Source organism: Aeromonas sp. A35_P (assembly GCF_002259925.1).
Lineage (GTDB): Bacteria > Pseudomonadota > Gammaproteobacteria > Enterobacterales > Aeromonadaceae > Aeromonas > Aeromonas dhakensis.
On the sequence record NZ_NEVB01000254.1, the window covers coordinates 1 to 18,701 of the forward strand.

Here is an 18,701-nt window from a genome sequence, read left to right on the forward strand (position 1 = left end):
AAGGTTTAAATGCAAAAATATCCACCATGAAGCCGCTACCAACAAATAAGTCGCGTCGAAGAGTAAGTGAGAAATAGTCAAATGGATGACAAAAACAAGACTGAAATCGCTTTCAATGGGGAACTTTTAAATTTGCCGCATGTCAGCTGGCGCCGAAATAAATCACTGAGCAAACAAGGAACGGCTTGAAAAATAACCGGAGAAATAGCGGGCAAATATGGCCAGTTGAGACTGGCCTGCCCCACAAAATAAATATCCCCGCCAGACGGACTGAACGGGGATCTATAAGTGATGAAAAAGAGTGGTCGCTAGAGTTTATTTAGCCAGTCATTGAGCCAGGCCAGCGCCACTTTTTCCGGCTCATCGTCGACGGTGGCATCTATTTCCAGGCGGGGCAGCAGAGGGCTGGCGCCAAGCTCCTGCAGCAGTCCATCGAGGTGGCGACCGGCGCCGCAGAAGTGCTCATAGCTGCTGTCCCCCATGGCGATGAGGGCATAACGCCACCCTTTCATATAGGGAGCCCGATCAGTCAGGGCAGTGGCCAGTGGTTGCAGATTGGGTGGAATGTCGCCCTGGCCGGTGGTGGCGGTGATGACCAGCAAGAATCGACTCGCATCCAGATCTTCCAGCTCGGCCTCCTCGAACACCCGACAGCCGTGTCCCACCTGTTCCAGCCGCGCAGCCAGCGTCTCGGCCACCAGCATTGCCGCGCCGTACACGGTTCCCACCACTATATCTATCTGCGCCATCACGACCCCCTTTGACCAACATGGATGCCCAGCATGCCACAGCGCGGAGTCAGGCAACACCCCGAACGCTTCAGTAGTCGCTCTCGCTGGCAGGCCAGCCCAGTGCGGAAAACAGCTGCAGCACGTGCGACCCCAGCGGCGCCTGGATGCGCATCGGCACCTTCAGCACCGGATGCTGGAAGCTGAGGGTGCGGGCCACCAGCAGCAGGCGATCGCAACCATAGTGCTCGCGAAAGAAGCGGTTGTGGCGGCCATCACCGTGGGTGGTGTCACCGACGATAGGGTGGAACAGATGATCGAGATGGCGGCGCAGCTGATGCTTGCGACCCGTCTTGGGGAACAGCCGAACCAGGCTGTAGCGACTGGTGGGGTGTTTCTTGGAAACCGCATGGGGCAGCTCGACCTGATGCAGGCGACGAAACGCGGTCACCGCCTCCTGGGCGGGGCGATCCGGATCGCTCATGGCATCGGCGATCTTGTCCAGCTGCTCCTTGAGGGGGTAGTCGATCACCCCCTGCTCCGGAGCCCAGCCTCGCACCAGCGCCAGATACTCCTTGTGGACCTGACGGGCGGCAAAGGCCTCGGTCAGGGTACGGGCCACGGCAGGATCGAGGGCAAACAGCAGCACCCCCGAGGTGGGTCTGTCCAGCCGATGTACCGGGTAGACGTGACGACCACCGATGAGATCCCGGGTCATCTGCATGGCAAAACGGGTTTCGGCCTTGTCGAGCCAGCTGCGATGCACCAGCAGACCGGAGGGCTTGTTGACCGCCACCAGCCAGTCATCCTGATAGAGCAGGGTCAGCTTCATCTCGCCGTCGTCTTGAGTGGTGCAAGCATCGGAACCGCCACCCGTCTGCGTTTTATTCTGATGACCCAGGGTCTGCTCGCTCATCATTGTTCGACCACTTTGCCGGAGAGCAGCAGATCGAAGCGGGCGATCAGGCGCAGCAGGGCTTCAACCTCGGCCAGCTCTTCCTTGTAGACTTCGCTGGCCATGGGATAGAGAGAGACGCTGCTGGGCAGCGGCGCCTGCAGCAGCACCAACTGCTCCATGCGCGGGATCAGCACGAACTGCAGCCACTGATCGAAGCTCAGGGTATCGACGCAAAACGGCAGCTCGCTGGCCAGAGCCTCTTCCCCCGGATGGGTCGCTTGCCAACGTTCCAGACGTTGCAGTTCAGCGGTCAGTTCGCCCAGCAGGCCGGCTACCAGCAGATATTGATTCATTGCGCTCTCTTCCTCATCACCACGTCCCCGGTTCGCGGTTCAGTCAACAGCGAACCGGGCTTTGCAAAAAAGGGCGCTACTATACACCCTCCCCCCCGCTCTCTGCCATGCCCCCGGCGGCCATCCGTACGGGCCGCCGCCGGCCGCAACACGCCGCCCCGCTGGCTATCTTGTGCCAGCGCCTTATAATCGGCCCGCATCACCCTTAGCCGGATCACCTCATGTCCACTATCAATACTCTGACTGACTTTCTGACCCAGGCCGATACCCAGTTTCAGCTGTTCGACATGGGCCGCCAGGTGCGGCCGCTGGCGAGCGACACCTTCGTGCGCATCGAGCAGCAGCAGGAGCCCTATCCCTGGCCCCTGCAGCAGCACGCCTGGCTCGGCGTCCACTTCTTCCAGCCGGCCGAATCGCGCCACTACCTCTGGTTCCTCAAGTTTGCTCTCGACGAGCGCGGTCTGCTCATCTCGAGCGGCCCCAAACACTTCATGGATCAGGTGGTGGAGACCCTGGGCTACAAGCTGACCGGCGAGCTCGATGAGGAGAAGGCCCAGCGGCTGGCCGAGAATCCCTATACCTTCCGCCCGGCCGAAGCCAAGATGGCCAGCCTGCACGCCAAGCTGGCCCGCCAGCTGGAGCAGGCCCCGTCCGCCTATTTCGAAGGGCTCTGCCACTACCTGTCCGCCCCCTCTCCCGAAGGGTGGCAGACCCTCGGCGTGCAGGGCTTTGCCGATCTGGCGGAGCGGCTGCAGGATGAGCGCAACCTGGCGCTGGTGTGCAAGGCGCTGCCGAAGCTGCCGCAAGAGCCGCTCTACGCCCTCTGCCAGAGCCTGGAGAACGCCCCGCTGCCGCCGGCCGTACAGGGCGCCCTGTTCGAGCGCATCGGCAAGGAGCAGGAGTGCGCCGAGCCCAACGCCGAGACCCTGGCCTACCTGTGTCGGGCGCTGGCCTCCTGCAACGGCAGCAGCATGCGCACCAACAAGCTGCTGACCCTGCTGCAAACCCAGCCGAGCCCCGCCCTGCTGCTGGCCATCGCCGGCCGGCTCTGGCCCGATCTGAAAGATGCCGCCCTGCTCAGCCTGTTCCTGGAGCAGCTGGCCCTGCAGCCGACCCAGTTCTTCAATCAGGTATTTGCCGAACTGGTGACCCTGCCGGCCCTGCGCAATGATATGCTGGCCAGACTGCGCGACCCCGAGCGCAGCGACGCCCTGGGCCAGGCCATCGGCCGCCTGTTCGCCTCGGCCTGATGATAGCGGCGCCCCACCACCCTGGCGGGGCGCCGCCCGACACGGACACACCGCAAAAGGAGCCCGCGATGGGTGAAGTGCTCGCCATCTTGCTGCTGACCCTGGGTGCAGGTGCCTTCTGGCACCAGCGGCGCCAGGCCGAACTCGCCTGGCAATACATGCGCCGCTACTGCCAGCATCACGACCTGCAACTGCTGTCGCTGGCACGCAGCCACCGGGCGCTGGCCCACCAGCCGCTGCGCCTGCTCACCTATTACGAGTTCGAGTTTTCCAGCGATGGCGAGAGCCACTACCTGGGGCAACTGCGCATGCAGGGGCTGCAGGTGGTCGGCGTTGACCTCCCGCCACATCGGGTACCCAGCCTGTAAATCTCCCGCCACGGGGCGAGCCTATACTGTTCTGGAATGTCTTTTCGGAGAGATGAAATGGAGTTCCTGACCCACGATCTGGCCGCCCTGTTTGCCCAGCTGGGGCTGGCCAACGACGAGCTGAGCCTGCACCGCTTCATTCACGAGCACCGCCTCGACAACCAGACCCTGCTGCCGGAAGCCCCCTTCTGGACCAGCGCCCAGGCCAATTTTCTGCGCGATGCCCTGTGGAACGATTCGGACTGGTCGGAAACCATCGACGAGCTGGACGTACTGCTGCGCCGGCACGATTGACCCGCTTCCCGCTTTTCAGCCCCTCGCGCTTTGGTTAAGCTCTGTGCCCCGTCCAGCCCCAATATCCCCATGCCGTGCAGGAGCACTCATGTCAGCCCAAGAGATCATCCGCATCGCCAATGAACTGGCGGCCAAGGGCATCGCCCCCACCACCGCCATGGTCAAGGCCCGCCTCGGTCAGCCCGTTCCCATGGCCGAGCTGCTCAAAGTGCTGAGCCAGTGGAAGCAGCAACCCGCAGCCGCCCCGGAAGTCGCCAGCCCGGCGCAGGAAGCCCCTGCTCCCACCGCCGAGCCCACCCTGCTGCAGCTTGCCGAACGGCTCGAGTGTCTCGAACGCAAAGTGGATCGGTTGACCGAGCTGCTGCTCCAGCAGGGGAAATCGTGAGCCATGTACATCCTCGAACTCTGCTTTGAGTGCTACCGTGACACCTCGCTGGGCGAGGCCGAGCGGGCCATCGTCAACTACCTCGACATGCTGCGCTATCAGGGCCAGATCCTCGGCCGGGAGTTTCCCACCAGCATGCACGAGGGCTACTTCGTCAGCCGGGTAGTCTGCCCGGAGCAGGACAGCCTGCACCCCGACAACCAGAGCGAGCAGGTCAAGCTGGCGGAACAGGGCCTGCACCAGGCCGGGCTGCTCGCCCCCAAACTCCACCTGCAGAGGGCGGACTTGCTCTCTGACAGCACCGACCCTTGCGGCCATGATGGCGAGCGCCCCAGCTGGATGCTGCTCTATACCAGCTTCCTGCACACCTGCTCGCCGCTGCGCTGCGGCGATCACTTCGCCCCCATCCCGCTCTATCGGCTGCCGGCCGTCGCCAACGGCGACCACAAGCAGATCATCAAGTGGCAGGAGGATTGGGAGACGTGCGATCAGCTGCAGATGAACGGCTCCATCGCCGAACATGCGGCGCTGCACGAAATCGGTGAGGTGGGCAGCCGGCTCCAGCGCCGTGGCAGCGATCTCGGCAAGCGGCTGGAAGCCCTGACCGGCATCCCCACCTACTACTACCTCTACCGGGTGGGTGGCCGCAGCGCGGCCGAGGAGAAGGCCCGCCCCTGTCCGGGCTGTGGCGGCGAATGGGCGCTGGCCGAACCCTTGCACGAGATCTTCGACTTCAAGTGCGATCCCTGCCGGCTGGTCGCCAACCTCTCCTGGGATTTCAAGGACTGAGCCCGGCGGTGAACCAAACAAAAACGCCTTGCCGGTCGGCAAGGCGTTTTTCATTGTGGCTGACGCCGCTTATTGCGGCAGGGTCTCCAGCCGCTCGAGGAACGCGGGCAGAGAAGGCGCCAGCACCAATCGGCGGCCCGAGTCGAGCCACTCCAGCCACACCTGACCACTCTCGTTGTCGAGCGATACCAGCGTCATCTCGTTGCGGGTGGTGGCGATGAACAAAGAGGGTGAGCGCTTCAACTTGCGCAGCATCAGCAGGTGGCCGATGAGGTTCTCCTTGAGCAGGTCGAGATCCGCCTCGTTCCAGGGCAGCACAAACTCGAGCCGCAACCCCTTGTAGAGGCAGGGCACAGGGCGACAGAACCAGCCACCAAACAGGGCCTGCGCGGCCGGATGCAGGGTCAGCTCGAGCGCCTCGTTCATCGCCGTGAAATCGGCGGGCTCGGCGCGCCGATGCGGGCGCCAGGCCACCCTGCCCTCCTTGGGTTCATCCAGCTCGCAGGGGGAGCGCCAGTCCACCTCCCACTCGCACAGGGGCAGCCCTCGCCGCGCCTCGCCGTCGCGCTGCCAGCGCAAAAAAAAGTGTTCCAGGGCAGACAAGACTTGATCCGACATCGAAATTCCCCACAATTGCTGCCAAAGTTCGCTATTGCACCATCAAAGCCATGAGCAGACAAGGTGAAGCGCGGATCGCCAGCCGGCACTCCCCGCCTTGCCACCCCAAGCGGGGCCCATGCCTCTGCCATCGCCCATTCAACGTTCGAGTCACACAGATGAGCAAACAAGATAGATACGCCGGCGCCAGCGCCCTGCAGGGGCTGAGCCTCGGCCAGCAATCGGCCTACATCAGCCAGTACACCCCGGCCCTGCTGCAGCCGGTGCCCCGCAGTCTGAACCGCGACGACCTCGGTCTTGGCGGCGAGCTGCCGTTCCAGGGCTGCGACGTCTGGACCCTGTACGAGCTCTCCTGGCTCAATGCCAAAGGCAAGCCCATGGTCGCCGTCGGCGAAGTCTCGGTGCCTGCCACCAGCGCGAACCTCATCGAATCCAAGTCGTTCAAGCTCTATCTCAACTCCTTCAACCAGACCCGCTGCGACTCGCTGGAAGCGGTGCAGGCCATGCTGGTCAAGGATTTGAGCGCCTGTGCCGGCAGCGATGTGAGCGTCACCCTGTTTCCGCTGGCCCAGGCTCCGCACCACATTGCCGCCCTGCCGGGCGAGTGCATCGACGAGCAGGATATCGAGGTGGACTGCTACGAGTTCGATGCCGACCTGCTGCAAGGTGCGGCTGGCAATCTGGAGGTAGAGGAGACCCTGCACAGCCATCTGCTCAAGTCCAACTGCCTGGTGACCAGCCAGCCGGACTGGGGATCCGTGGTGATCCACTATCGCGGCCCGCAACTGGACCGGGAAAAACTGCTGCGCTACCTCATCTCGTTTCGCCAGCACAACGAGTTCCACGAGCAATGCATCGAGCGGATCTTCACCGATCTCAAGCACTTCTGCGCCCCGAGTCAGCTGACCGTCTATGCCCGCTACACCCGCCGCGGCGGCCTGGACATCAACCCGTTTCGCAGCGACTGGGAAGTGGTGCCGGCCAACCTGCGCCTGATCCGGCAATAATCTGCAGGCCCTGCCCCCGCCGTTCTGCGCCGCCAGCGCCCGGATAACGGGACCGGCGTGCAATCTGTCAGTAAACTCTGGACGCACGGGGGCGGGCTTGGATAACATGCCCTCACTCCCGTGCTGCCCTTAATCCAATGAATCAACTGTTTTTTCTGGCAATGATGATGTCCTCCCTGTCCGCTCCTGATCTGGATCTGGCCAAGGAGCAGTTGTCCATCGATCTGCAACAGGCCCAGACCCTGGTGCTGACCGATCCTGCCAGATGCGTGCAGATCACCTCCGCCTTCCTTGCGCGCACGGCCAATAATCCCAAGCAAATCATCAGCAATCGCCAGGAGTACGGTTACCGTGAGCCGCTGCTGAGCTATGGCACCGCCGCCCAGGCCACCGGTGCCCACCTGCTCAAGGGGGAGTGCCTGCTGCAACTGGGCCAGTTCCAGGCCGCCCAGAAGTCCCTCGATCAGGGCATCGCCATGGCGGCCAAGGAGCAGCAACTGGAGCTGCAGGCCCACGGTCTCTACCTCAAGATCCGCAGCCAGAACTTGTTGGAACGCTCCCACGGTGCCAGCAGTGGCCTGCTCAGCCAGCTGGAGACCCTGCTCAGCAACCCCAGCCTGAGAGAGAGCCAGCTGCAGGTTTACAGCCGGCTGCTGCGCACCAACGCCAGCATAGAAGCGCACCAGTTCGACGAGGCCAAACGCCAGCTGGCCGAAGCCCGCCGCTGGGCGGATCAGACCAAGAACCCGCTGGCCAGTGCCTGGGTCAGCGCGGTGAGCGGCGATCTCTACCACGCCCTCAAGCAGCCGCAGCTATCGCTGGGCGACTACATCGATGCCCAGCAGCAGGCCAGGGGTCTGCAGGATCCTCTCTTCCTCGGCCTGCTGTCGAACCAGATAGTGAACCTCTATGAAGAGGAGCAGGAGCCGCAGAAGGCGCTGCAGTATGCCAATGAGGCTGCCAACTACTTCCACGCCTTCGGCAACCCCTCCCTGCTGAGCGACGCCCTCATCGTGCTGGCCCGCCTCAATCGGGAGCAGGGCGACATGAACATGGCGCTGGTCTACTTCTTCAACGCCCTGGATCTGCTGGACGAGGGCAACAACCGCACCCGCATCGCCAACCTCAAGTACGAAATCGGCAAAACCTATCTGGAAACCGGCAACCTGACCCCGGCCCGCAACTACCTCACCGCGGCCCGCCAGTCCCACGAGCTGGGAGATGACAAGGAGCCGCTGATCGACACCCTGCTGCTGCTGGGCGAGCTGCACCTCAAGCAGAAGGAGGCTGGCATCGCCATCCTGCAGCTGGAGAACGCGCTGGCGCTGGCCAACCAGATCGGCGACACCCAGCGCCAGTTCGAGATCTTCCGTCTGCTCTCGGCGGCCTACGAGCAAAAGGGCTATCTGCAGCAGGCGCTGGAGAGCTACAAGAATTTCCACCAGCGCAGTGAGCAGGTGCGCCAGCAGCAGGTCGATCTGGAGCAGGAGGCGATCCGCGACAACTACGCCCAGGTGGAGCGTGAACAGCAGATCAAGGAGCTGGAGCAGCAGCTCAACACCAGCAAGCATCAACAGGATCGCTACCTCTGGTCGAGCGTGATAACCGGCCTGCTGTTGACCCTGTTCATCTACCTCTTCTTCACCCTCTGGCTCAAGCTGCGGGTCGCCCGCCTGCAGAGCAAGCAACTGGGCGAGGCGCTGCTGCTCGAGCCACGCACCGGGCTGGCCAACTGGCATCGACTGATGAGCCGCTGGCCGCGTGAAATGGCCAAGCGTCAGCAGCGCTCCGAGCGCTGGTATCTGAGCGAGCTGCCCAGCAGCGAATTTGACGACAAGCTGCACTACCTGCTGTTTCGGGTCCCCTTCCTTGTCAACAGCCTGGAGCAGCACGGCTACCTGGTGAGCCGCGAGATAGAGCAGGCCTTCGGTGCCTACGTCAACGGCCTCACCCCGCAGGATGGTCGCATCTACGATCTGCGCGAGGGTCATCTGCTCTATGTGGTGCCCCAGCGTCATGTGGAGGATCTGCACCGGCTGGCCCGCGAGCTGCTCGCCGCACTGGCCGAGTTCCCCTGCCAGCATCCACTCGATCGCCACATCAGCCTCGGCATCGTCAGCCACCCCTTCCTGCCCAAGGCGGCCACCGCCCTCGATCATCACGGGCTGTTCGACCTCTGCTATCTGGCACTGGCAGGAGCCATTCAGCTCAGTGAAAAATCCCAGCAAAGCGTCTGGTTGGAGCTGGCTGCCATCGATTGCCAGCAGGCCGCATTTTTTAATGGGGATGTGTGGCAATGCTGCTTGATGGCAATTGACAAGGGACTGGTAAAAGTAAATTCTTCTCATGAAAAGCAATGGGTTAATTGGCTTCAACTTTCACGGAAGAGAGTGCCGGTTGATCAGTGACGAATAGATAATCAACTGGGTCTGGAACTGGGTTCGACCGCTGTTGCTATCCAACACAACAACGATAATGACAACAGGGCGACCTGAATAATGAATGATATCGCTGCCGTAGCCGGACAACTGGCCAGACTCAGGGAATCCCTCCAGCAAAAACAGCTGGAGCTGGACGGCATTGTCTCCTTCTCCGATACCGAGCGCGCCCGCAGCATCCAGTTCATCGCCAAGCTGATGCAGGCCTGCCGCGGTCATGACCGGGAGCTGGACAACAAGCTCGCCAAGCTCAAGCAGAAACTCGACGGCAATCCGCCGCTCTCCTCCCTCGACGCCGATCTCGCGGTCATCGAGAAGCTGCTGCAGCAGCACGGTAACGCGCTGGAAGAGTCCATCTCCCTGACCAAGTCCGCCATCGAACTCGGCTCCAAGCAACTCAAATCGATCAAGGGCTTCCCGGAAGAGACCCGCAAATCCCTCAAGGAGTTTCTGGCAAGCCCGGATGGCTATGGCATAGGCGATCACCAGAAGAAGGTGATCCGGCTGCTGGAGTTCTACCAGCAGGCCATCAAGATCCAGCTGTTGCCCAGCCAGCCCCTGCTGGCCCAGGGCTCGACGCCGGGCAACCAGCCCGAAACGGTCACCGATCTGGCCACCCCCGAGCCGGATGCCCCCTTTGACGTCAAGATCCACGCCCACATCGCCGACGAGCTGCAGCGGCTCATCACCGAGCTCGACTTTGCCGGTGCGGTGGGCGAAAGCCTGGCGGACATTCGCCGCCAGCTGCTCAATGGCATCACCCCTCCCCTGCTGGCCGAGATCTGCCTGCAGGTGATCGAGCTCATCATCGAAGGCACCCGCGAGGAGCGCAAAGCCTCCCAGGCGTTTCTCAGCACCCTCAACGAGAGCCTCTCGGCCGTCCACTTCAGCTTCACCGAATCCCTCGACGAGGGGCGGGCTCTGCAAAGTGCCACCCTGGATACCCGCAAGGCCATCGACCATACCCTGGCCAGCCATGACACCCAGGGCGACCTCAAGGAGGCCATCTCAGGTCACATGGGCGCCATCAGCCTGCTGCTGCAAGACAGGGAGGCCATGGCCGCCCGCGAGCGCCACCTGCTGACCCGGCTCTCCACCATGGAGGCCAAGCTGCGGCTGATGAAGGAGGAGACCGCCGAGTACAAGAAGCGGCTCACCATCCAGAAACACAAGCTGTTCCTCGACAGCCTGACCCAGGTGCACAACCGGGCGGCCCTCGACGAGCGGCTCGAGCTCGAATACAAGCGCTGGCTGCGCTACGGCACCCCGCTGTGCCTGGCCATCATCGACATCGACCACTTCAAGAACATCAACGACAACTACGGCCACATGGCCGGTGACAAGGCGTTGAAGGTAGTGGCCAAGGCTCTGCAGGGGGCCCTGCGCGATACCGACTTCATCGCCCGCTTCGGCGGCGAGGAGTTCGTGGTGTTGCTGCCGAACATCAACCCGGACAAGTACCAGAAACCGCTGGAAACCTTGCGCCAGACCATCAAGAGCATTCCGTTCCGCTTTCGGGATGCCAGGGTCGAGATCACCATCTCCATCGGCGCCACCCTGTTCAGGGAGGGGGACCACACCACGGATGCATTCGAGCGGGCCGACAAGGCGCTTTACAGCTCCAAGCACTCGGGTCGGGATCAGGTGAATCTGGCCTGACGAGCGCCTAAAAAAGCAGCAAACGCACTTTCCCCCTATTCCCCTGCCCCACCGCTTGCAACTACTATCAAATTCAAGGGATGCCACAGGGCATCCCGTTTTCTCCCCAGGGAAAAGCACAACGATAACAAGCGAGTGAAAGGGGAACCTATGATTACGCACATCAATCCAGTCGGCAGCATGGACTTGCTGTCCCAGCTCGAGGTGGACCGCCTCAAGCAAACCGCTTCCAGCGATATCTATCAACTGTTTCGCAACTGCTCGCTGGCGGTACTCAACTCCGGCAGCCATACCGACAGCTCCAAAGAGATACTGGAGCGCTTCAAATCCTTTGATATTCATGTGATCCGGCGCGAGCGCGGGGTCAAACTCGAACTGTTCAACGCCCCTGAACACGCCTTCGTCGATGGCGAGATCATCCGCGGCATTCAGGAACACCTCTTCTCCGTGCTGCGCGACATCCTCTATGTGTCGACCCAGCTGGAGTCGAACCGGCTGGTCAACCTCACCAGCTCCACCCATATCTCCAACGTGGTGTTCGCCATCCTGCGCAACGCCAAGGCGATCCTGCCCGGCGCCGACCCCAACCTGGTGGTCTGCTGGGGCGGCCACTCCATCAACGAGATCGAGTACCAGTACACCCGTGCGGTCGGCAGCGAGCTGGGGTTGCGCGAGCTCAACATCTGTACCGGCTGTGGCCCGGGCGCCATGGAGGGCCCGATGAAGGGGGCCGCCGTCGGCCACGCCAAGCAGCGGGTGCGCAATGGCCGTTACATCGGCCTCACCGAACCCTCCATCATCGCCGCCGAGCCGCCCAACCCCATCGTCAACGAGCTGGTGATCCTGCCGGACATCGAGAAGCGGCTGGAGGCCTTCGTGCGCCTCGGCCACGGCATCATCATCTTCCCAGGCGGGGTCGGCACCGCCGAGGAGCTGCTCTACCTGCTCGGCATCATGATGCACCCGGCCAACGAGCGGCAACCCATGCCCATCGTGCTGACCGGCCCGAAAGAGAGTGCCGACTACTTCCGCGCCATCGATGACTTCGTCAAGGCGACCCTGGGGGAAGCGGCCACCAGCCTCTACCGCATCATCATCGGTGACGCCCCCGAGGTGGCCCGGGTGATGAAGGAGGCGATGCCGAAGATCCGCGAATACCGCAAGTCGGTAGGGGATGCCTACTCCTTCAACTGGTCCCTCAAGATCGAGCCGGAATTCCAGCTGCCGTTCGAGCCGGATCACGCCAACATGGCCAGCCTGGATCTGCACCGCAACCAGCCACCCCAGCTGCTGGCGGCCAACCTGCGCCGTGCCTTCTCCGGCATCGTCGCCGGCAACGTCAAGGAGGGGGGCATCCGCGCCATCGAGAAGAAGGGTCCGTTCAAGATCCATGGCGACAAGGAGCTGATGCACCTGATGGACAAGCTGCTGGAGAGCTTCGTCAAACAGCAGCGCATGAAGCTGCCGGGCAGCCAGTATGTACCCTGTTACGAAATCGTGCGCTGACGGCAGCACAGATGAAACGAGGGGCGCATGGCGCCCCTTTTTTGTTGCTGCCTCCCCTTCGGCCATCAATCCCCCATTGAGCCCGCTGGTTTGTTACAATGGGGCGTTCCGACTGCCAAGAGTGCCCCATGTCAAACCCAAGGCCACACCTGCTCATCATCGATGCCCTCAACCTCATCCGCCGGCTGCACGCGGTGCAGGCTCAGCAGGCGCTGACTCCGGCCCAGGCGCTGATCGCCACCCGTGCCAACCTCATCAATACCTGTCGCAAGCTGCTGGCCGGCAGCGAGCCCACCCACGTCATCGCGGTGTTCGATGGCCAGGTGCACAGCTGGCGCAAGGAGGTCTATCCCGCCTACAAGGAGGGACGAACCCCCATGCCGGCCGAGCTGCGCGAAGGGCTGAACGAGCTGCAGGATGCCTTCTGGGAGTGCGGCGTCGATGCCCTGCTCTCCCAGACCGACGAGGCGGACGATCTGATTGCCACCCTGGCCAGCGGCATTGCCCAGCACGGTGCCAGCGCCACCATCATCTCCACCGACAAGGGCTTCTGCCAGCTCATCTGCCCGCAGATCCGGATCCGCGACTACTTCAACAAGCGCTGGCTGGATGCCGCCTTCGTCGAACAGCAATACGGGGTGACCCCGGCCCAACTGGTGGACTTCTGGGCCCTGACCGGCATCGGTGGCTCCAACATCAAGGGGGTGCCCGGCATCGGCCCCAAGACCGCCACCCAGCTGCTGCAGCAATACGGCGATCTGGCTGCCATGCTGACCGCCTGCCAGCAGGAGGATGCCGCCAAGCCTTTGCTCAAGCTGCGCCAGCACCAGGATGAGGCCCTGCTGGCCCAGCAGCTGGTACGGCTGCAGCGGGACATCCCCCTTGGCTTCAACCTGCGGGAAATCCGTTATCCGCCCGCCCCGGATGCCTGATGACGCGATCTCGCCAAGCATGACCGGACTCACTCTCGCTGTTGACAAAAGCAGATAGAATGTAAAGAAACATGGAGGATTAAGTGTGGAAATGGTATAAAGCCGCCGAATCCTCCCCCTCTGTTCCCTAGAAGTGGATACGCCTCATGTCAAAAAGAAAAATTACCGTCATCCCGGGCGACGGCATCGGCCCCAGCATCATCGAATCCGCCATCCAGATCCTGACTCACGCCGGTTGTGACTTCGAATACGAATACGCAGACGCCGGTCTGGTGGCGCTGGAGAAGCACGGCGAGCTGCTGCCCCAGGCCACACTCGACCTGATTGAGAAGAACAAGGTCACCCTGAAGGGCCCCCTCACCACCCCGGTCGGCGGTGGTTTCACCTCCATCAACGTCTCCCTGCGCAAGAAGTTCAACCTCTACGCCAACGTGCGCCCCGTGCTCTCCTTCAAGGGCACCAAGAGCCGTTACGACAACATCGACATCATCACGGTGCGCGAAAACACCGAAGGGATGTACTCGGGTGCTGGTCAGAAGCGCAGCGATGACGACAAGAGCGCGGAGGCGATGAGCATCATCACCCGCGAAGGGGCCGAGCGCATCGTCAAGTTCGCCTTCGAACTGGCCCGTCAGGAAGGGCGCAGAAAGGTCACCATCATCCACAAGGCCAACATCCTCAAGTCCACCTCCGGTCTGTTCCTGGAAGTGGCCCGTGAGGTGGCCAGCCGCTACCCGGACATCCAGAGCGAAGAAATGATCGTCGATGCCGCCTGCATGAACCTGGTGATGTACCCGGAGCGCTTCGATGTCATGGTCACCACCAACCTGTTCGGTGACATCCTGTCGGATCTGTGCGCCGGTCTGGTCGGGGGCTTAGGGATGGCGCCGGGCGCCAACATCGGTGATGGCGCCGCCATCTTCGAAGCGGTGCACGGCTCCGCCCCGGACATCGCCGGCAAGAACATCGCCAACCCCACCTCGGTGATCCTCGCCTCCATCCAGATGCTGGAGTATCTTGGCATGCAGGACAAGGCCGAGCGCATTCGCGAAGCGGTGCGCGCCACCATCGAATCCGGCGACCGGGTGACCCGGGATCTGGGGGGCAGCGCCTCCACCAGCGAGTTCACCCAATCCATCATCGATCGTTTGTAATTGGTGCCAACTTGTTGATTTAAAAAGGGAGCTTCGGCTCCCTTTGTTTTATCTCACGGCGCGCTCCCCCCTTTGTCGATTGGCTACTATGTTCAATAGATAAGGGATAAGGAGATCCATTATGCGCGCTATCGTTACCCTGTTGCTCATCAGCAGCAATGTCATGGCAATAGACAGACCGGTCGAAAATGCCTGGCCCCAGCTGCCGCCATCCACCCAGCCGGCCAGCCAGGTCTGGCAATCCACCCTGGATACCAATGACCTGCTCAAGGCCCCCAAGCCCCTCTCCTTCGGGATGGATGTCGTCACCGACAGCAATGGCAACAGTCAGGTCACTCCCTATCAGAAGCTCAACCTGACCGCCGAGAAGAGCGTCAGCCTCTCCTTTGAGCAACACAAGCCCAGGATCAAGTTCAAGACCGCCGGCATGAACACCTCTCTCAAGCTGCGCAGCAACGGCGTCAAGCTGGAGTTCAGCCCGACCGATCGCACCATACCGCTCGACATCGAGCTCAAGCTTACCGATGGCGAATCCTCGCTGCGTTTTGACTATCGCTTCTGAACGCAAGCCGAATAAAAAGGCCGACAACCTTGGGGTTGTCGGCCTTTTTGTCAGCCCATGTCAGCCAGCCTTCACTCCTGGGGGGAGAGCTTGGAGACCCAGTACTTGTTGAAGACGTGCACCGTGATCTCTTCGCGATCGTGGTAGAGCTGCTTGGCCTGAATGATGAAGCCGCCGTCGATCTCCGCCAGCAGTTCACGCAGCACCTGGATGTTGTGCACCGCCTCGGCGTAGCGCTTCTTCATCGGCAGCTTGAGGTTGAACATGGCTTCCTGGCAATCGCCCTCGCGGAACCAGTCGGCGATCATGTGGGTCACCCGTGCCGGCTTGTCGACCATGTCACACACCAGCCAGTAGATGTTCTTCTTGCTGGGACGCCAGACAAAGCCGTCATCGCGGATGTGCTTGACCTGGCCGGTATCCATCAGGGATTGCGCCATCATGCCGTTGTCCACCGCGGTCACCATCATGTCGCGACGTACCAGCTGATAGGTCCAGCCGCCCGGGCAGGCACCGAGATCCACCGCCTTCATGCCGGAGCGCAGCCGCACGTCCCACTCTTCCCTCGGTACGAACACGTAGAAGGCCTCTTCCAGCTTGAGGCTGGAGCGGCTCGGCGCATCGGCCGGGAAGCGCAGACGCGGGATCCCCATGTGGAAGGCGGAGTTGTTGAAGGAGTAGGAGTAACCCAGCAACACATGGTCGTTGGCCAGGAAGAAGGCGTGGAACACCGGACGGTTCGGAGTCTCCTTCTTGGTCAGGATCTCGTTGCTGCGCAGCGCCTGGCGCAGTGGCACGGTGAATTTGCGGCAGAAGGCGGAGAGCTCCTTCGCCTCGTTTGTGTCGGCCGTCTCCACCCGCAGATCGCCGCAGATGGCGTAGTCGCGGGTCGCCTCGATGATCGGGGTGATCCGATCAGCCAGATCCAGCTCCTTGAGCTCGCAGGTCACCACCAGCATCTGGCGGATGAAGATGAGCTCCTTGAACGGCAGCTTGCGCGCCAGCAGGTCGGCCTCTTCCTCGCCGTAGCATTCGAAGATGATGTAGCCGCTGTCGTCCTTGACCCGGGCAAAGCCATAACACTGCATGTTAGTGGCTCGTTCGGTGATCTCTGCCGCCGCCTCTTTCTCAAAACCGGGGCGGCAATAAAGCAGCAGATTATTCATTCTTTCCTCCAAGACGACAGCCGGCCCACATCAGGGCCGCCCATCCCAACATAAAACAGAGGCCACCGGCCGGGGTGATGAGCCCCAAGCCCTTGCTGCCAAGCAGCACCATGGCGTAAATACTGCCGGAGAATCCCAGGATCCCCAGCACAAAGGCGGTGCCAGCCAGGTTGATCACCTTGCTGCGCACACCGCACCACCAGCAGGGCCAGGGCGTGAAAAAACTGATACTGCACGGCGGTATTGAAGGCCGCCAGACGCGAAGGGTCGATGCCGGTGGCCGCCAGACCGTGGGCACCATAGGCACCCAGCATGGTCGCCGTCAGGCCGAAAAAGCCCGCCAGCACCAACCAATGTCGATGAAATTGCATCCCTTGCCCTCCTTGTTGTCCCGCGCCAGCCTCAAACCCGCGCCGGGATGGTCGCAATGAAATCCTTTATCCGTTCGGCCGCCTGGCACAGGTTGCCCTGCTCGCTCGCCCCGCTGCTCTTGCGCGGCTTGAAACCATGATCACCATCGGTCAGCCAATGGACCGATACGGCGGATGAGAAGGGGAAATCAGTCAGTTCGGCACGGGTGCCGAAGGTATCGCGCTCCCCTTGCAACAGCAGGGTTGGCGTCTTGATCTGCTTGAGCACCTCGCCCCGCCAGCGGTCGGGCTTGGCCGGGGGGTGGAAAGGATACCCGAGAATGAGCAATCCTGCAGCATTCATCTCGTCCTCACTCTCCTGATAGAGTTCGGCCGCCATCCGCCCGCCCATGGATTTGCCCGCCAGAAACAGTCTGGGATGAGCAAACGCCTTGATCATCTGGCGCCAATGGTCGAGCAGGACGGGCTGCCGGTCCGGCGGACGACGCTTGCCATCCAGGGCGCGCTTGCTCATGTAGGGAAAGTTGAAACGCACCACCTCGATGTCGGGCCCGGCCAGCAGCCGTGACAGCTCGGCCAGAAAGGCGTGCTCCATGCCAGCCCCGGCGCCGTGGGCCAGCAGAATGCGAACGGGGGCGTCAACCGCCCCCTCCCGGATCACCTCATGCATCGGCCAGTCGGGCCCGACGACGGGCCTCCTCCTGCTCCACCAGTTCCAGCATCCAGTCGCGGAAGGCGACTATCTTGCCCTGATCGGACTGCTGCTCCTGGCACACCAGATAGAAGGCGTTCTTGCTCACCAGCACCTGCTCGAACGGACAGATGAGGCGGCCCGCTTCTATCTCTGGCTGGGCCAGCACGCTGTGACCAAGGGCCACCCCCTGGCCGTGAATGGCGGCCTGGATCACCATGGTAGAGTGGCTGAAGATGGGCCCCTGGTTGACGTTGGGGGCATCGATGTCGAGCTGGCGAAACCAGGCCTTCCAGTCGCGACGCGAGGTGTCGTGCAGCAGGGTGTGGCGGGTCAGATCGTCCGGGGTGCGCAGCGGCTTGGGACCGGTCAGCAGCAGCGGTGAACAGACCGGGATCAGATACTCGGTGTGCAGCTTGTCGGCCCGCAGGCCGGGCCAGTTGCCGCGTCCGTAGTAAATGGCCACGTCCACGTCGTCGGTGAGCGAGCCCTCGTCCATGTCCACCGCCTTGATCCGCACGTCGATGTCGGGATGACGTTCGCTGAACTTGACCAGCCGCGGCACCAGCCACTGGATGGCGAAGCTCGGCTGCAGACTGACGGTGAGCGCGCCCTTGGCGCTGCGGGCCAGCAACTTGTCGGTCGCCTCCGAGATGGAGGTGAAGATGTCCTTGATATCGAGGAAGTAGCCCTGCCCCTCCTCGGTCAGCAACAGAGAGCGGTTCTTGCGGCGAAACAGCTTGATGCCGAGGTACTCTTCCAGCGCCTTGATCTGGTGACTGATGGCGGCCTGGGTCACGAACAGCTCCTCCGCAGCGCGGGTGAAGCTTAAATGACGAGCCGCAGCTTCAAACGCTTTCAGTGCGTTGAGCGGGGGTAAACGACGAGACATGAGACCAGCCGACGATGAGTTTTTCTAATGGGCCGCATTATAATTTGTCGGTTGCGGGTCGACCAGTGAATAAACATAATTCGCTTCGCAATCCGTTTCCATATGGCTCACTTTTTCTCTTCCATGTTGGTTTACATGTGATTTTTGTGAGTCTCTGGAGTGCGATTGTGGTGTTGTGTTTCTTCCTCTGCGGGAAGAGGGGCTTAAATCGGACCGATTTAACCCAGTCTGTCATCTGAATGTGTTTGGCGCCTCCGGTTGGAAGGCGCCTTTTTTCTTATCCCTACCTGATTACCCATGATTAGCAGTCACCCCGAACTATACTGATCTTATGCACAGTTATCGAGGAGCGAGATCATGGCCAAAAGCAAAGTCCAATTCCAGAAAGGCTACAGCCTGTTTGAGCTTCTCAAGGACTATGGCACTGAAGCTCAGTGCGAAAACGCGTTGTTCACTTGGCGTTTTCCTCACGGCTTTGTCTGCCCTGAATGTGCCAACAAGACCTGTTGTCACCTGAAAAGTCGGCCACGCGTGCTGCAATGCAATCACTGCCATCACCAGATGTCATTGACTGGGAACACTATTTTCGCAAACACCAAGCTCCCGCTGACCAAGTGGTTTCTGGCGATGCACCTGTTGT

At 61.7% G+C, this 18,701-nt stretch carries 20 protein-coding genes and 1 pseudogene; 13 read left to right on the top strand and 8 right to left on the bottom strand.

The window, feature by feature from the left end; genetic code table 11:
• Positions 1-308: 308 nt before the first annotated feature.
• From CAK78_RS21310 to CAK78_RS21320, 3 genes are all read right to left on the bottom strand, one after another.
• Complete coding sequence (locus CAK78_RS21310) at positions 309-749, bottom strand: flavodoxin (RefSeq protein ID WP_094698622.1); 441 nt, start codon at positions 747-749, stop codon at positions 309-311.
• 70 nt (positions 750-819) lie between these two features.
• Positions 820-1,647, bottom strand: a complete 828-nt coding sequence (gene truC, locus CAK78_RS21315) for a tRNA pseudouridine(65) synthase TruC (RefSeq protein ID WP_176452884.1) — start codon at positions 1,645-1,647, stop codon at positions 820-822.
• The gene (locus CAK78_RS21320; protein ID WP_005303485.1) at positions 1,644-1,979 is read right to left on the bottom strand and encodes a YqcC family protein; all 336 of its coding nucleotides are present in this window, start codon (positions 1,977-1,979) and stop codon (positions 1,644-1,646) included. Before CAK78_RS21320 ends, truC begins: the two co-directional genes overlap by 4 nt.
• A 221-nt stretch (positions 1,980-2,200) precedes the next feature.
• On the opposite strand from CAK78_RS21320, the gene CAK78_RS21325 reads away from it, so the two are divergent.
• From CAK78_RS21325 to CAK78_RS21345, 5 genes are all read left to right on the top strand, one after another.
• Positions 2,201-3,229, top strand: a complete 1,029-nt coding sequence (locus CAK78_RS21325; protein WP_005303486.1) for a DUF3549 family protein — start codon at positions 2,201-2,203, stop codon at positions 3,227-3,229.
• Between the two features lie 68 nt (positions 3,230-3,297).
• Positions 3,298-3,597, top strand: coding sequence for a DUF3301 domain-containing protein (locus CAK78_RS21330; protein WP_005303488.1), 300 nt, complete (start codon positions 3,298-3,300; stop codon positions 3,595-3,597).
• A 57-nt stretch (positions 3,598-3,654) separates the two neighbouring features.
• Positions 3,655-3,891: a DUF2789 domain-containing protein gene (locus tag CAK78_RS21335; RefSeq protein ID WP_005303490.1), complete on the top strand. Its 237-nt coding sequence runs from the start codon at positions 3,655-3,657 to the stop codon at positions 3,889-3,891.
• Positions 3,892-3,979: 88 nt separating this feature from the next.
• The gene (locus tag CAK78_RS21340) at positions 3,980-4,276 is read left to right on the top strand and encodes a DNA-binding protein (protein ID WP_094698623.1); all 297 of its coding nucleotides are present in this window, start codon (positions 3,980-3,982) and stop codon (positions 4,274-4,276) included.
• Positions 4,277-4,279: 3 nt separating this feature from the next.
• Positions 4,280-5,065, top strand: coding sequence for a Zn-ribbon-containing protein (locus tag CAK78_RS21345; protein WP_094698624.1), 786 nt, complete (start codon positions 4,280-4,282; stop codon positions 5,063-5,065).
• 69 nt (positions 5,066-5,134) lie between these two features.
• Here the strand turns inward: CAK78_RS21345 and syd are convergent, their stop codons facing one another.
• Positions 5,135-5,683, bottom strand: coding sequence for a SecY-interacting protein (syd, locus tag CAK78_RS21350; RefSeq protein ID WP_094698625.1), 549 nt, complete (start codon positions 5,681-5,683; stop codon positions 5,135-5,137).
• A 158-nt stretch (positions 5,684-5,841) separates the two neighbouring features.
• Here syd and queF point away from each other — a divergent pair, with 158 nt between their 5' ends.
• The 7 genes from queF (at position 5,842) to CAK78_RS21385 (ending at position 14,941) form a co-directional block, all read left to right on the top strand.
• A complete protein-coding gene (queF, locus tag CAK78_RS21355; protein ID WP_094698626.1) occupies positions 5,842-6,690 on the top strand; it encodes an NADPH-dependent 7-cyano-7-deazaguanine reductase QueF in 849 nt (282 codons plus the stop codon).
• 137 nt (positions 6,691-6,827) lie between these two features.
• A complete protein-coding gene (locus tag CAK78_RS21360; protein ID WP_094698627.1) occupies positions 6,828-9,098 on the top strand; it encodes a hypothetical protein in 2,271 nt (756 codons plus the stop codon).
• Between the two features lie 90 nt (positions 9,099-9,188).
• Positions 9,189-10,787, top strand: a complete 1,599-nt coding sequence (locus CAK78_RS21365) for a GGDEF domain-containing protein (protein WP_094698628.1) — start codon at positions 9,189-9,191, stop codon at positions 10,785-10,787.
• Positions 10,788-10,937: 150 nt separating this feature from the next.
• A complete protein-coding gene (ppnN, locus tag CAK78_RS21370; RefSeq protein WP_005303505.1) occupies positions 10,938-12,293 on the top strand; it encodes a nucleotide 5'-monophosphate nucleosidase PpnN in 1,356 nt (451 codons plus the stop codon).
• A gap of 128 nt (positions 12,294-12,421) precedes the next feature.
• On the top strand, positions 12,422-13,225 hold the full coding sequence (gene xni, locus CAK78_RS21375; protein WP_094698629.1) for a flap endonuclease Xni: 804 nt from the start codon (positions 12,422-12,424) through the stop codon (positions 13,223-13,225).
• A 146-nt stretch (positions 13,226-13,371) separates the two neighbouring features.
• Complete coding sequence (locus CAK78_RS21380) at positions 13,372-14,379, top strand: isocitrate dehydrogenase (protein WP_094698630.1); 1,008 nt, start codon at positions 13,372-13,374, stop codon at positions 14,377-14,379.
• A gap of 121 nt (positions 14,380-14,500) precedes the next feature.
• Complete coding sequence (locus CAK78_RS21385; RefSeq protein WP_005303511.1) at positions 14,501-14,941, top strand: hypothetical protein; 441 nt, start codon at positions 14,501-14,503, stop codon at positions 14,939-14,941.
• Positions 14,942-15,012: 71 nt separating this feature from the next.
• On the opposite strand, the gene rlmM is transcribed toward CAK78_RS21385, so the two are convergent.
• From rlmM to CAK78_RS21405, 4 genes and pseudogenes are all read right to left on the bottom strand, one after another.
• Positions 15,013-16,107 carry a 23S rRNA (cytidine(2498)-2'-O)-methyltransferase RlmM gene (gene rlmM, locus CAK78_RS21390; RefSeq protein ID WP_005303513.1) on the bottom strand — a complete coding sequence of 365 codons (1,095 nt, stop codon included), beginning with the start codon at positions 16,105-16,107 and terminating at the stop codon, positions 15,013-15,015.
• A pseudogene (locus CAK78_RS21395) lies at positions 16,100-16,478 on the bottom strand (DUF423 domain-containing protein). Before CAK78_RS21395 ends, rlmM begins: the two are co-directional and overlap by 8 nt.
• 31 nt (positions 16,479-16,509) lie before the next feature.
• Positions 16,510-17,148 carry an alpha/beta fold hydrolase gene (locus CAK78_RS21400; protein WP_094698631.1) on the bottom strand — a complete coding sequence of 213 codons (639 nt, stop codon included), beginning with the start codon at positions 17,146-17,148 and terminating at the stop codon, positions 16,510-16,512.
• Positions 17,141-18,061 (bottom strand): transcriptional regulator GcvA, encoded by a 921-nt coding sequence (locus CAK78_RS21405; RefSeq protein WP_005303519.1) that lies wholly within the window; start codon positions 18,059-18,061, stop codon positions 17,141-17,143. Before CAK78_RS21405 ends, CAK78_RS21400 begins: the two co-directional genes overlap by 8 nt.
• A gap of 357 nt (positions 18,062-18,418) precedes the next feature.
• Here CAK78_RS21405 and CAK78_RS21410 point away from each other — a divergent pair.
• Positions 18,419-18,701 (top strand): transposase (locus CAK78_RS21410; RefSeq protein WP_141214214.1); only part of this gene is annotated, 283 nt, incomplete at its 3' end.

Coding starts and splice junctions, on each gene's coding strand:
- CAK78_RS21310 (WP_094698622.1), bottom strand. CDS start 749: ATGGCGCAGATAGATATAGTGGTGGGAACCGTGTACGGCGCGGCAATG.
- truC (WP_176452884.1), bottom strand. CDS start 1,647: ATGATGAGCGAGCAGACCCTGGGTCATCAGAATAAAACGCAGACGGGT.
- CAK78_RS21320 (WP_005303485.1), bottom strand. CDS start 1,979: ATGAATCAATATCTGCTGGTAGCCGGCCTGCTGGGCGAACTGACCGCT.
- CAK78_RS21325 (WP_005303486.1), top strand. CDS start 2,201: ATGTCCACTATCAATACTCTGACTGACTTTCTGACCCAGGCCGATACC.
- CAK78_RS21330 (WP_005303488.1), top strand. CDS start 3,298: ATGGGTGAAGTGCTCGCCATCTTGCTGCTGACCCTGGGTGCAGGTGCC.
- CAK78_RS21335 (WP_005303490.1), top strand. CDS start 3,655: ATGGAGTTCCTGACCCACGATCTGGCCGCCCTGTTTGCCCAGCTGGGG.
- CAK78_RS21340 (WP_094698623.1), top strand. CDS start 3,980: ATGTCAGCCCAAGAGATCATCCGCATCGCCAATGAACTGGCGGCCAAG.
- CAK78_RS21345 (WP_094698624.1), top strand. CDS start 4,280: ATGTACATCCTCGAACTCTGCTTTGAGTGCTACCGTGACACCTCGCTG.
- syd (WP_094698625.1), bottom strand. CDS start 5,683: ATGTCGGATCAAGTCTTGTCTGCCCTGGAACACTTTTTTTTGCGCTGG.
- queF (WP_094698626.1), top strand. CDS start 5,842: ATGAGCAAACAAGATAGATACGCCGGCGCCAGCGCCCTGCAGGGGCTG.
- CAK78_RS21360 (WP_094698627.1), top strand. CDS start 6,828: ATGAATCAACTGTTTTTTCTGGCAATGATGATGTCCTCCCTGTCCGCT.
- CAK78_RS21365 (WP_094698628.1), top strand. CDS start 9,189: ATGAATGATATCGCTGCCGTAGCCGGACAACTGGCCAGACTCAGGGAA.
- ppnN (WP_005303505.1), top strand. CDS start 10,938: ATGATTACGCACATCAATCCAGTCGGCAGCATGGACTTGCTGTCCCAG.
- xni (WP_094698629.1), top strand. CDS start 12,422: ATGTCAAACCCAAGGCCACACCTGCTCATCATCGATGCCCTCAACCTC.
- CAK78_RS21380 (WP_094698630.1), top strand. CDS start 13,372: ATGTCAAAAAGAAAAATTACCGTCATCCCGGGCGACGGCATCGGCCCC.
- CAK78_RS21385 (WP_005303511.1), top strand. CDS start 14,501: ATGCGCGCTATCGTTACCCTGTTGCTCATCAGCAGCAATGTCATGGCA.
- rlmM (WP_005303513.1), bottom strand. CDS start 16,107: ATGAATAATCTGCTGCTTTATTGCCGCCCCGGTTTTGAGAAAGAGGCG.
- CAK78_RS21400 (WP_094698631.1), bottom strand. CDS start 17,148: ATGCATGAGGTGATCCGGGAGGGGGCGGTTGACGCCCCCGTTCGCATT.
- CAK78_RS21405 (WP_005303519.1), bottom strand. CDS start 18,061: ATGTCTCGTCGTTTACCCCCGCTCAACGCACTGAAAGCGTTTGAAGCT.